11 protein-coding genes are annotated in these 11,472 nt (G+C 58.2%); 3 read left to right on the plus strand and 8 right to left on the minus strand.

Annotated features, from left to right (window positions below):
- Nucleotides 1-31: 31 nt before the first annotated feature.
- Complete coding sequence (locus ABJZ52_RS03010; protein WP_348189142.1) at nucleotides 32-817, plus strand: SIMPL domain-containing protein; 786 nt, start codon at nucleotides 32-34, stop codon at nucleotides 815-817.
- A gap of 71 nt (nucleotides 818-888) precedes the next feature.
- On the opposite strand, the gene ABJZ52_RS03015 is transcribed toward ABJZ52_RS03010, so the two are convergent.
- From ABJZ52_RS03015 to ABJZ52_RS03025, 3 genes are all read right to left on the minus strand, one after another.
- Nucleotides 889-1,476: a GNAT family N-acetyltransferase gene (locus ABJZ52_RS03015; RefSeq protein WP_348189144.1), complete on the minus strand. Its 588-nt coding sequence runs from the start codon at nucleotides 1,474-1,476 to the stop codon at nucleotides 889-891.
- A 336-nt stretch (nucleotides 1,477-1,812) separates the two neighbouring features.
- A complete protein-coding gene (pncB, locus tag ABJZ52_RS03020) occupies nucleotides 1,813-3,105 on the minus strand; it encodes a nicotinate phosphoribosyltransferase (RefSeq protein WP_348189146.1) in 1,293 nt (430 codons plus the stop codon).
- Between the two features lie 79 nt (nucleotides 3,106-3,184).
- On the minus strand, nucleotides 3,185-5,539 hold the full coding sequence (locus ABJZ52_RS03025) for a 1-deoxy-D-xylulose-5-phosphate synthase N-terminal domain-containing protein (protein WP_348189148.1): 2,355 nt from the start codon (nucleotides 5,537-5,539) through the stop codon (nucleotides 3,185-3,187).
- Between the two features lie 134 nt (nucleotides 5,540-5,673).
- On the opposite strand from ABJZ52_RS03025, the gene ABJZ52_RS03030 reads away from it, so the two are divergent.
- Nucleotides 5,674-6,126 (plus strand): Lrp/AsnC family transcriptional regulator, encoded by a 453-nt coding sequence (locus ABJZ52_RS03030; protein WP_153768191.1) that lies wholly within the window; start codon nucleotides 5,674-5,676, stop codon nucleotides 6,124-6,126.
- Nucleotides 6,127-6,138: 12 nt separating this feature from the next.
- On the opposite strand, the gene ABJZ52_RS03035 is transcribed toward ABJZ52_RS03030, so the two are convergent.
- Nucleotides 6,139-7,455 carry a cytochrome c peroxidase gene (locus ABJZ52_RS03035; protein ID WP_348189151.1) on the minus strand — a complete coding sequence of 439 codons (1,317 nt, stop codon included), beginning with the start codon at nucleotides 7,453-7,455 and terminating at the stop codon, nucleotides 6,139-6,141.
- A gap of 21 nt (nucleotides 7,456-7,476) precedes the next feature.
- Between ABJZ52_RS03035 and ABJZ52_RS03040 the strand changes: the two genes are divergently transcribed.
- A complete protein-coding gene (locus ABJZ52_RS03040; RefSeq protein ID WP_348189153.1) occupies nucleotides 7,477-7,968 on the plus strand; it encodes a tetratricopeptide repeat protein in 492 nt (163 codons plus the stop codon).
- A gap of 51 nt (nucleotides 7,969-8,019) precedes the next feature.
- On the opposite strand, the gene ABJZ52_RS03045 is transcribed toward ABJZ52_RS03040, so the two are convergent.
- The 4 genes from ABJZ52_RS03045 to ABJZ52_RS03060 all read right to left on the minus strand — a co-directional run bounded on the left by ABJZ52_RS03045 (nucleotide 8,020) and on the right by ABJZ52_RS03060 (nucleotide 11,401).
- Nucleotides 8,020-8,334 carry a Dabb family protein gene (locus ABJZ52_RS03045; protein WP_348189155.1) on the minus strand — a complete coding sequence of 105 codons (315 nt, stop codon included), beginning with the start codon at nucleotides 8,332-8,334 and terminating at the stop codon, nucleotides 8,020-8,022.
- Between the two features lie 99 nt (nucleotides 8,335-8,433).
- The gene (dctP, locus tag ABJZ52_RS03050; RefSeq protein WP_348189157.1) at nucleotides 8,434-9,492 is read right to left on the minus strand and encodes a TRAP transporter substrate-binding protein DctP; all 1,059 of its coding nucleotides are present in this window, start codon (nucleotides 9,490-9,492) and stop codon (nucleotides 8,434-8,436) included.
- Nucleotides 9,493-9,521: 29 nt separating this feature from the next.
- Nucleotides 9,522-10,811: a TRAP transporter large permease gene (locus ABJZ52_RS03055; protein WP_348189159.1), complete on the minus strand. Its 1,290-nt coding sequence runs from the start codon at nucleotides 10,809-10,811 to the stop codon at nucleotides 9,522-9,524.
- Nucleotides 10,811-11,401 carry a TRAP transporter small permease subunit gene (locus tag ABJZ52_RS03060; protein ID WP_348189161.1) on the minus strand — a complete coding sequence of 197 codons (591 nt, stop codon included), beginning with the start codon at nucleotides 11,399-11,401 and terminating at the stop codon, nucleotides 10,811-10,813. Before ABJZ52_RS03060 ends, ABJZ52_RS03055 begins: the two co-directional genes overlap by 1 nt.
- Nucleotides 11,402-11,472 lie beyond the last annotated feature (71 nt).

Here is an 11,472-nt window from a genome sequence, read left to right on the forward strand (position 1 = left end):
AAGCGGTCCCCGCCGCGATTTTATGTGAGGTATGATCTTGTTTCCCAACTCCCTTTCGCGCCTGCCGCACGCTTGCCGCCAAGAAGGCGAAACCAGCTTCAGAAAGGTCGCCAACGCCTTTTTGATCGCTGCGCTCGTCGCGATCGCACCATCGGTCCCGGCCCAGGCCGACGAGAACAAGACCCCGGCGACCATAACCATTTCCGGTCAGGGCAAGATTTCGCTCGCTCCCGACATGGGGGTCGTGACAACCCGTGTTGTAACCCCGGCGAAGACGGCTCCTGAAGCCCTGTCCAGCAACACGCAGGCGATGAACGCGGTCATCTCCAAGATCAAGGAAGCGGGCATCGCCGCAAAGGACATACAAACAAGCGGGTTTTCCATTCATCCGCGGTACGCAGACCGTCGCGACAATCCCAATCAGCCACTGAAGATTGTTGGTTATGAAGTTTCAAATGGCGTCACGATCCAGGTGCGCGATCTGGACAAGTTGGGTGCCATTCTCGACACGGTTGTGCGGTCTGGCGCAAATGAGGTCGGCGGTATTTCATTTCAGGTCAGCGACGCGGAAAAGAAGATGGACGCAGCGCGCAAGGCCGCCGTCGAAAACGCCAGAACCAAGGCGACCCTCTATGCGGAGGCCGCTGGCGCATCGCTCGGCCGTGTCCTGTCGATCTCTGAAAACGGTGCGATCGCACCTCGCCCGTATGCCATGCGGGCAAGCAAGATGATGATGGCGGAAGCCGCCGTTCCGATCGAGGCCGGCCAGGAGACACTCTCGGCTCAAGTCACAATCGTCTGGGAACTTGACCAGTAGGCACAGTCCAAAAAGCCGGTGCCTCTTGGTGAGACACCGGCTTTTCTCGAGGATTAAGTGATGGATACCGGTTAGAGCGAGCGGATCCAGACCTGCATCGGTTTTTCGCTCTCACCGTCCTCGCCCACATCCTGCCAGGGGAAATGCACGATCCCGCCGGCGAGTTTGTCATAGCCGCGTTTGCGCCAGAAACCGTCCAGCGGAGAATAATTCTCCGGTTTCAGCGGATGGTTGTCCGGGCGGATGACCGCGCAAAAAGCCGCCGTCGAAAACCCCAGTGCCCGGGCATGGGCTTCTCGTTCCTCATAGAACAGATGACCAATGCCCTGACCGCGATAGGCCGGATCGAGCAGTGCTTCTGCAAGATAGAAGATTTCGCGCGGATCAAGCCCCTTGTCCTCAAACGGACCGCGGAACTGGATAACTTCCTGCTCCAGAGGCTCGCCAGTTGCAGCGCCGACCAAGGCATCGCCGTCGTAGGCTCCGATGATGACCGCTCCCTCGGTCTGCGCATAGCGAGACAGATACGCCTGCTCATACTCCATCGTGCCGTCATAAAGGTAGGGCCAGTCGCGAAAGATCTTGATGCGAAGCTTGGCGAGGTCCGGGAGCGCCGCCTCGAGTTCATCGCCCGTCAAAATCCTGATTTCAATTGTCATATATTTTCCTCACCACTTCCCTCGGTACAAACATCAAGGGCAGCTCGAGAAAAATCAACACCCTAACGCGACAAAACGGGCAGATTAGCCGTGATCGAGCGTAGTTTTTATACTGTATAGTTTACTTTTCGGGCGGGCTTCTTCTGGCTTTGTTTCTTCCCTTGTGGAGGCGGCCGTCGCATTCAAAGCTGTCGAGAGACGACGCGCTTGAAATCGTCAAGGACGGCTTCCGCAAAGCCTGGCTTTAATGTTCATGGGTGCAGTATCGCCGGAAGAGCATTGCCAGTCTTTGAGTGACCCAAGGCATCAAGGCAAGCTAAAGGCTGCGGTTGAGCGCTAGACCAGAACGTCCATTTTTTCCTGCGCGCCGACACTGAACACGCGCTTGTAACGTGCGATTTCGTCCTCGGTCCCCATGGCCTTGTTTGGGTTGTCGCTCAGTTTCACTGTGGGTTTGCCATTGGCCGAATTGGCCTTGCAGACCAGTGAAAACGGGGCGAGCGCATCCCCATCGGTGAGGCCGCGGAAGTCATTGGTCAGCAGAGTGCCCCAGCCGAAGGAGGTGCGGACCCTGCCTGCAAATTGCTGGTGCAGCTCGATGATCTTGTCCGTATCCAGCCCATCGGAAAAGATAACGAGCTTCTGGGTCGGATCTTCACCTTTCGATATCCACCAGTCGATAGCGGTTTCCGCGCCCGTTGCAGGGTCGCCGGAATCGATGCGAATGCCCGTCCATCCGGCCAGCCAGTCCGGAGCGCGGTCAAGAAAGCCTTTGGTGCCGTAAGTGTCAGGCAGAATGATGCGCAGGTTGCCGTCGTGCTCATCCTGCCAGTCACGCAAAACATCATAGGGGGCCTGGGCGAGTTCTTCATCCGTGTTCGCCAGGGCGGAATAGACCATTGGAAGCTCATGGGCATTGGTGCCAACCGCTTCCAGCTCGCGCTGCATGGCGATGTGGCAGTTGGAGGTGCCGGGGAACTTGTCGCCGAGCCCTTCCATCATAGCCTGGACGCACCAGTCCTGCCACAGATAGGAGTGGCGGCGACGGGTGCCGAAGTCGGCAACCTTGAGGCCTTCGAGCGGCTGCAATCGCTTGATCTTTTCCCAGAGCTTGGTCATGGCGCGGGCATATAGAACCTGCAGCTCGAACTTCTTCATGGAGTTGATCACAGCACGTGAGCGTAGCTCCATCAGGATCGCGAGGGCCGGAATCTCCCAAAGCATAACCTCGGGCCAGGAGCCTTCAAAGCTGAGCTCGTACTGGCCGTCATGTTTTGCCAGGTGATAGGCGGGAAGGCGCAGGTTCTCGAACCACTCCATGAAATCGGAGCGGAACATCTGCCGTTTGCCGTAAAACATGTTGCCGCGCATCCAGGTGCTTTCGCCGCGCGAAAGGGAGAGAGAGCGCACATGATCGAGCTGCTCGCGCAACTCGCCCTCGTCGACCATTTCGGCGAGGCGAATATCCTTGGAACGGTTGATCAGGGAAAAAGCGACTGTGGTGTCCGGCTTGTTGCGGTACACCGATTGACACATGAGCAGCTTGTAGAAATCCGTGTCGATAAGGGAACGGACGATCGGATCGATCTTCCATTTGTGATTGTAGACACGGGTTGCGATGTCGACCATGTGCTTGGTTTTTCTCCATTCGGGGCTGTCATAAAGCAGAAATACAGCCCCGATTACAAGCCCGGTTCGCGCCCCTTTGTCAGTTGATCGGTCTGCCGAGTGTCAGGCCTTCAATCTTCTCGATAATTGACTCTGCATCCATGCCGAAATGGCGATAGAGATCGCCGATGCTTCCGGTCTGGCCGAAATGCTCGACGCCAAGCGGGATCGTCTGATGACCAACAACACTGCCAAGCCAGGACAGGGTTGCAGGATGGCCATCGATGACGGTCACAAGTCTGCAATGGGCAGGCAGGCCGCTCATCAACGCTTCGATGTGGGCGTGGGCTGCTGCGTTGCCGCGGGACCGGGCACGCTGAGCTGCGGTCCAGCCTGCGTTCAGGCGGTCTGCCGAGGTCACGGCCAGAACGCCGACATCACGCCGGTTGCCGGCCAGAAGTCCGGCGGCCTTGATTGCCTCAGGGGCAACCGCGCCCTGATAGGCGATGACAACCTCGCAGTTGGGGCCGGGCTTGCGTAGCCAGTAGGCGCCGTCAATCGCTCCTTGCCGAAAAGCATCATCACCGCGTTTGCCCGGTTGCTCGATCGGATTGGTGGTCAGCCGCAGATAGACCGACCCTCCGGTTTCATCCCGCAACCATGTGCGCTCGTCCGGGTCACCGTCACCGTCGCGCTGGAGGTAGTCAAAGGCCCATTCCATGATGACAGCCAGCTCGTCGGCAAAGGCGGGTTCGAAAGCGGCCAGTCCATCCTGGCTCATGCCGATCAGTGGCGTGCCGATGGATTGATGAGCGCCGCCTTCAGGAGCCAGCGTTGTCCCTGATGGCGTGCCGACAATCATGAAGCGGGCGTCCTGATAACAGGCATAGTTCATGGCATCGAGACCGCGGCAGACGAATGGGTCATAGACGGTGCCAATGGGGATCAGGCGTTTGCCAAACAGCGAATGGGACAGACCCGCCGCACCCAGCAGCAGAAACAGGTTCATCTCCGCAATGCCAAGTTCGATATGCTGACCGTCCGGGGTGAACTCCCACTTGGCCGTTGATGGGATCCGGTGTTCGATGAAGGCATCGCCCTGAACAGTGCGGGCGAAGAGTTTGCGACGGTTGACCCATGGGCCGAGGTTGGTGGTGCCCGTGACATCCGGTGAGGTGGTCACGATGCGCTCGGCCAGTTTGCTGTCGCCCTTGGACAGGTCGTCGAGGATCTTGCCGAAGGCCATCTGGGTGGACTGATCACGGTCTGTCGCAAGTTCGATCCTCAGGACGGTAATCTTGTCATCCTGGTAGCGCCGGGTCCCTTTGGCGAAAAACGGCGTCTGGTTCAGGAAGGTCTTGAAGCCTTCCACATCCTCAACGGTGGCAAAGGGGTCCCATTCCTCGCCGGTGGCGACGCCCATATGGGTCTGCCAATCGGCCATCTGGGTCTTGTTCATCAGGCCGCCGTGGTTGTCCTTGTGGCCGGCGATCGGTGTTCCCCAGCCCTTGATTGTGTAGGCAAGGAAACAGGTCGGACGATCATGGTCGATGGCGGCGAAGGCTTCGGCCATGGTGTGCGTGCAGTTGCCGCCGAGATTTTCCATGAGTTCAGCCAACTCGTCGTCGCTGCGCCGGTCGATCAGTGCGGTGACATCGCCCTGGTCACCAAGATCGTTCATCAGCCGTTGGCGCCAGACGGCCCCGCCCATGAAGGTCAGCGCCGAGTATTCCTGGTTGGAGCAGTTGTCGATCCATTGACGCAGCTTTTCTCCGCCAGGTTCTTCAAACGCCGCCCGCTGCAGGGCTCCGAACTTGACGCGCACCACGTCCCAGCCGAAAGCATCGAAGATCTTCTCGACCCGATCGAAAAGACCTTCGCGGACAATGCCGTCGAGGGACTGCCGATTGTAGTCGATGACCCACCAGCAGTTTCTAAGATCATTCTTCCAGCCTTCCTGAAGGGATTCATAAACATTGCCTTCATCCAGCTCGGCGTCGCCAACGAGGGCGATCATGCGCCCCAAGGGGACGTCTCCAGACCAGCTCTTTGCCGCGATGTAATCCTGCACAAGTGAAGCAAAGGACGTGATTGCGACACCCAGCCCAACCGAGCCGGTCGAAAAGTCAACGTCATCTATGTCCTTGGTGCGGGACGGGTATGATTGAACACCGCCATAGCCGCGGAAATTTTCCATCTTCTCACGCGTCTGATTGCCCATCAGATATTGCATCGCATGGAAGATCGGCGAGGCATGCGGCTTGACGGCGACCCTGTCTTCCGGGCGCAACGCGGCGAAATAGAGCGCTGTCATGATCGAGACCATGGATGCGGAGCTCGCCTGATGTCCGCCCACCTTGATGCCGTCGGCCTTTGGGCGAATGTGATTGGCGTGATGGATCATCCAGTGAGAGAGCCACAGCAGGCGCTGTTCAACAGTTTTCAGATGATCCATGACGTTCCCCGCATTTGGTGATCCAGGGATTTTACGCAAACGGTGAGGAAGATTTTCGGCTATATCACTCGCAAATACGCTTATGCGGGATATAATTCTCTCCATGATGAAAAAAATTAGAGAATATCTTCAAGATGGATGAGTTTGACGCTCGGATACTGCGTGCGCTGCAGGCAAATGCACGCATGTCCCTCAATGAGTTGGCTTCTCTCGTTGGCTTGAGCCCCACCCCGGTTGGCCGCCGGCTTCGCCACCTGGAAGAGGCGGGCATCATTGAGGGCTATTCAGCGGTTTTGAACGAGGCTGCGCTTGGCTTTGGTGTGTCTGTCTTTGTCTCCGTTCAGCTCGACAAGCAGGTCGATGAGGCGCTGGAGATCTTCGAGAACGCCATCCAGTCTTTCCCGGAGGTGGTGGACTGCTGGCTGATGACGGGCAACCGGGATTATCTGCTGCGGATCGTCACCACGGATCTTTCGGCCTTCGAGCGCTTTCTGGTCGGAAAGATGACCAAGGTCGAAGGCGTATCGTCCATCGAATCCTCGATCCCCTTGCGCCGGGTCAAGACGGGGCTGTCCCGCTGTGTTTGAGGCAGAACGACTCTACTCGTCCAGTGGCAGCCCGCTGGGGACGCTATCGGGCACGCCGAAGGGTGGATTATCGAGGGAGCTTCCGGTCAGGGCATTCAGGAAGGCAACCAGCTCGCTGATATCCTGGTCGGAGAGCTCGATCGGCTGAATGTCCAGGCGGCGTTTCTGCCGCGCCAGTTCGCGCTTGTCCTGCCAGATAACAAAGTCCGTGGCCGCCAGCCACGGCGCGGGCGGGAGTTTGGCGTCCTCGGGTTTCCAGGCGGCGAAACTTGCCACCGGATCGGCGTGGTGCCTTATGATGCCCTCAAGGGTCGTATAGGCGCCATTGTGGCCAAATGGCTGCGTGATGGCGACATTGCGGAGCATGGGCGTGCGGAACCGGTAGGCATCTTCGAGGCGATCGCTCTCACCCATAAGGCCGACGTCTCTCGCGGTGGGGTCAAAGCGTCGCGTCCGGCCGGGACCGAAGGGAGGCAGGGCGAGGGCATGAAACTTCTGGTCGCTGAAGAGACTGCCTGAGTGACATGTCGCACAACCTGCTTCGCCATAGAAAAGCGACATGCCTCGTTGCTCCACGGGGGACAGTGCACCCGTCTCGCCTGCCAGGAAACGATCGAAGGGGCTATCGAATGATTGCCACTCCAGCGCCATGAAAGCGGCCAGTGCATTGGCGATCTCAACAATCGTGACCTGCTCTGGTTTGTTGATGTGGTCGAATGCATTCACGAAAAGCGCGCCATACTCGGGGATGGTGCGCACGCGTTTGGCCAGGATCGGCCAGGCGGCATCGATCCGGTCGTGAACTGCGCCGGCGATTTCATTTTCTTTCGGATTTCCGGCCATCTCGAATTGCGCGACCAGTGGAAACAGGGCCTGCACGGCCAATGGCGAGCCGAGACCATCTGGCAGCCACTCTTCTGCGGGTGAGTTGAAGCCATTGTCATAGCTGTTTTCCGTGCTCAGACGTCCGTCATGAAACAGCACCTGAATGTCTCTGGCTCCGAGATTCCAGAGCGCTGGCGCGTTGCGCGGGATACGCTTGCGAATACGGCTGTCGCCTGTGCCAGCGTGGCGGGCTGGTCCAAGACCAACACCGCCTTCTCCAATTCCAAGCGAAAGGCCATCGGAGGTGCCGAATTCGGGATGATGACAGGTGCTGCAACTGATATTTCTGTTGCCGGACAGGATCTTGTCGTAAAAAAGCAGTTGGCCGATTACCGCCTGATCCTGGTCGAAGGGGAGAAAGTCCTTCTGGGAGAGAGGCGGAGGCAGTTCGGTTGCGATCGCCGGTTGAAAGACCACCGTGAAGGCACAGGTAAGGGCTGCCATGAGTGATGGAGGAGAGAACCTTTGAGACACAAGACCCTTTTGGTTGCCGGATGGCTGATCTGCGCCGTGCTTTCTATTGCTCCAGCGCACGCGGAAATCGAGGCAGCGCGTGACCTCATGGAAGAAGGCCACTTTGCCAAGGCGATGGAAGAACTGTGGCCTGCGGCACGGTCCGGCAATGCAGATGCCGAGGAACTGATCGGTGTGATGTACGCGATGGGTCTGGGTGTCGAGCGTGACGATCAACGGGCGTTCGAGTGGTATCTGCGCAGCTCCCTGAAGGGGCATCCGGGCGCGCAATCGGGCATTGGCTGGTACTACGAGGTTGGCCGCGGCCTGCCGGCCCCTGATCTTGTGCGTGCCTACATGTGGTACACGTTGTCGGCGATCGGTGGAGATCCCGATGCCGCGATCTCTTTGGAAGAGGTGGTCAAGAAAATGACCCAGGAGGAGATCGATAAGGCGCATGTTCTCGTCAACGACTACAAGGTGTGGATGTATCCGTTCCGGTGAAGACCGGCGCAGCGTTTCTCGTGCAAGCTTGGTTTTTTCCCTGGCTCAAGGTCAACCAGGGACGTTTAGGTCAAAGACCACGATGCCGTCAGCTCCACCTTCGCAAAGGTCACACAAACGCCCGCCGAGAGCTCTGTGGACCGGGTGGATGGCGTAAGCCTCCAGTGCGCTGGCATCCCTGAAACGGATGACAAAGCCCTCATCATAGGCCTGTGACTTCTGTTCGAAGTCGAGGTTCGGTCCAAATTCGAAACCAAGCACACCGTCTAGCGTGAGGCTGAAATCCTCAAGCTCCTGAAAGACCTTGCTGCGCTCGGCAGGGGGGCTGTCGGAACGAAAGTTGCAGAAAACACAGTGCAGGATCATCGAGTGCTCCAGTGACCTGGTCAAGGCTGCAACGGTACGCGCAAAAAAGGGCGGGCTTGAGCCCGCCCTTTTCGCTGGTATCGATCAGCTTTGAACGGATCAGTTCAGGTCCGCGTCGCGGTCTGCGTTGATTTCCGCTTCGGCTTCTGCCACTGCGTCTGTCAGAGCGGTAAAGACCTCATCCCCGCGGGTAACATTGCCCTTGAACCAGTCATAGACCGGGCTTGCTGCTTCCTTGAAGGCTGCTTTCTGCTCAGGGGTCGGAACGTAGAGATCGCCGCCACCGGCCACGAAGTCTTCATAGGCCTTGATCGACTTGCGCTTGGGGGAAGCGAAGGTTGCTTGCTGCAGGGCATAGAAACCGTCGACGACAACGCGGCGCATGTCTTCCGGCATGGCGAGGAACTTCTCGTTCGACATCCACCACAGGGCGCCCATGTAGGCGTGGCCGTCGAGAGTGACATACTGGAGGCCGGCATCCGGGAATTTCATGCCCATGATGTCGGTGATGCCGTTCTTGGAGCCTTCAACAACGCCAGTCTGAAAAGAGGTGAAGAGTTCCGGCCACGGGATCGGGGTCGGAGAGGCGCCCAGTGCCTTGACCAGCTCCTGCGGCAGATCGGCGACGACCGTGCGGATCTTCAGGCCTTCCATGTCGGCAGGCTCAGCTACGCGGCGCTTGGTGTTGGCAAAGTTGCGCCAGCCGCCGGTGTTGCCGATGGTCATCAGACGGATCAGGCCGTCGGAATCTTCCAGAGCCATGTCCCGAACCTTGCGGGTGAAATCGCCGGACAGAACCTTTTCAGCAACCCGGTCGTCGGCCATCAGGTATGGCAGATCGAGGACCTGTACATAGGGGAAGATGCCCGATGCGCCGCCCGAAGTGGAGATGTAGACGTCGATGACGCCGCCCGCGACGCCCTGAAGGCATTCGGCACCGTTGGAGCAAAGCTGTGTTCCGATGAAGAGTTCCACCTCGATAGCACCGTTGGAGGCTGCTTCGACGTAGTTCTTGAAGACGACCAGGCCGTCGTAATCTTCATCGTTCTCGTTGGAATTGGCGGTGGCGCGGATGGTGTAGTCTGCAGCAACCGCGCTGAGCGCCGAGCCTGCCAGCATGGCCGCGACCGTCAAGGTCTTCAGTGTCTGTTTGAGCATTTAAGTTCCTCCCTTTGTGCTCAGGTCAGTCAGTTTGCAAATCCGGTAAGACGCGGAATTGTCATGGAAATCGCAGGAATATAGGTGATCAGGAAGATCACGACCACTTCCACTGCGAGAAACGGCAAGATCGCCTTGGAGATGGTTTCGACCCTTTCGCCTGAGACGGATGCTGCGACGAACAGCACCAGCCCCATGGGCGGTGTCGCCAGACCGATGGTTAGGTTGACGCTCATGATGATGGCGAAGTGGATCGGATCGATACCAAGGCTGACAAAGATTGGTCCAAGGATCGGACCAAGAATGATGATCGCCGGACCGGCATCCAGAAACATGCCGACGACGAAGAGCAGCAAGTTTATCAGGAACAGCAGGATCAGCGGGTTTTCCGACAGGCTGAGAATGAAGCTCGCCAGCTGCTCGGGCGCATGGGACAGGCTTACCACTGTCTTGAAGGCCATCGCTGCACCGACGAGCAGCAGCACAACGGCGGAGGTCATGCCTGCGCGTGAGAGCACGTCCGGCAGGTCCGACGGGCGAAGAGTACGCAACACGAACAATCCGATGACAAGTGCGTAGGCAACAGCAACAGCTGCTGCTTCGGTAGGAGTGAAGACGCCGCCGAGGATGCCGCCGAGAATGATGACCGGGGTTAGCAGCGGAAAAAATGCCTTCAGACTGGCCTGACCACGTTCCGACCAGCTGTGCTTTCGCGTTGCGACAGGAAAGTCGTATTTGTCCGCCAGGACCTTGACCATCACCATCAAGCCAACGCCGACCATGATGCCCGGTACAATGCCTGCGAGAAACAGAGCGGCCACGCTTTCTCCCATGACGTAGGCGTAGATGATCATGATGCCGGAGGGCGGAATGATCGGCCCGATGACCGAGCTTGCAGCCGTGATGGCGGCAGCAAAGCGGCGGGTGTATCCCTGCTTTTCCATGGCAGGGATCAACATGGAGCCGAGGGCCGATGTGTCGGCAACGGCCGAGCCTGACAGACCCGCGAACAGCATGGATGAAAGCACGTTCACATGAGCAAGACCGCCGCGCAGATGACCCATCAGTGCCTGGCTGAATTCAACCAGACGCATCGTAATGCCACCACGGTTCATCAGTTCGCCAGCCAGCATAAAGAACGGGATCGCCATCAAGGGGAAGCTGTCCATGCCATTGTAGACATTGCGATACAACAGCGTGATGTCGCGTTCCTGGCCGTTCAGCCATAGAAGCAGGCCAGGGGCTGCAAGCAGCCCGAAGAAGACTGGAAGCCCGATGGCCAGGAAGACGAGAAATAGGGGCAGGAACCAAACAAGCATCATTCGGCTCCTGATGTGCTGGATGTCAGGATTGGCTTCAACCGGTCACGTCCACCGAAGAGCGCCACAAGTGTGCGCAGGATCAGCTCGATATTGACTGAAATGAGAAGCACGATGCAGACGAGCATGGAGGCCATCATCCAGCTGCGCGGCACGCGCAGCCACTCGGACAAGTCGAGGCTGACCGGTACGAAGAGCGATGCAGTGGCAAAACGCCCACCAAATCCAGTGACCTCGCTCCAGCCGATCTTGACGGCGGTCAGGAGGACGGCGAGGCAGATCGTCAGAAGGAAGAGGTTGAGCAGTGTTCCAAGGGTTCTGGGCAGCAGGTTGCACAGCATGTCGATCGCGACAAAACCACCGCGTCGGAAGGCGGTCGGTGCCATCAGGCCTGTCATCCACAGCATACAGAACCTGGCGGCCTCATCTGGCCAGGGCAGGGCGTTGTTGAAAACGTAGCGAAAGACGACCTGAATCAGAATGGCTGTCACCATCGCGGCGACAGCGATCACGCCAATGGCGCGCCCGATTCCCAGGATTTTTTCATTGATCCACCCGAGCGGCGATATGATCGCCAAGACAATGCCCATTGAGGACCCTCCCACTTATTGGCCTGTCCTCCAACCGGCCTTTTATTTTAGATGCGCGCAAGTATTTTCTT

This window comes from Roseibium sp. (assembly GCF_039982295.1).
Classification (GTDB): domain Bacteria; phylum Pseudomonadota; class Alphaproteobacteria; order Rhizobiales; family Stappiaceae; genus Roseibium.

Bases quoted from the DNA above. Each gene is read 5' to 3' on its own strand.
- ABJZ52_RS03060 (WP_348189161.1), bottom strand. From the start codon at position 11,401: ATGGGCATTGTCTTGGCGATCATATCGCCGCTCGGGTGGATCAATGAA.
- ABJZ52_RS03010 (WP_348189142.1), top strand. From the start codon at position 32: ATGATCTTGTTTCCCAACTCCCTTTCGCGCCTGCCGCACGCTTGCCGC.
- ABJZ52_RS03030 (WP_153768191.1), top strand. From the start codon at position 5,674: ATGGATGAGTTTGACGCTCGGATACTGCGTGCGCTGCAGGCAAATGCA.
- ABJZ52_RS03025 (WP_348189148.1), bottom strand. From the start codon at position 5,539: ATGGATCATCTGAAAACTGTTGAACAGCGCCTGCTGTGGCTCTCTCAC.
- pncB (WP_348189146.1), bottom strand. From the start codon at position 3,105: ATGGTCGACATCGCAACCCGTGTCTACAATCACAAATGGAAGATCGAT.
- ABJZ52_RS03055 (WP_348189159.1), bottom strand. From the start codon at position 10,811: ATGCTTGTTTGGTTCCTGCCCCTATTTCTCGTCTTCCTGGCCATCGGG.
- dctP (WP_348189157.1), bottom strand. From the start codon at position 9,492: ATGCTCAAACAGACACTGAAGACCTTGACGGTCGCGGCCATGCTGGCA.
- ABJZ52_RS03035 (WP_348189151.1), bottom strand. From the start codon at position 7,455: ATGGCAGCCCTTACCTGTGCCTTCACGGTGGTCTTTCAACCGGCGATC.
- ABJZ52_RS03015 (WP_348189144.1), bottom strand. From the start codon at position 1,476: ATGACAATTGAAATCAGGATTTTGACGGGCGATGAACTCGAGGCGGCG.
- ABJZ52_RS03045 (WP_348189155.1), bottom strand. From the start codon at position 8,334: ATGATCCTGCACTGTGTTTTCTGCAACTTTCGTTCCGACAGCCCCCCT.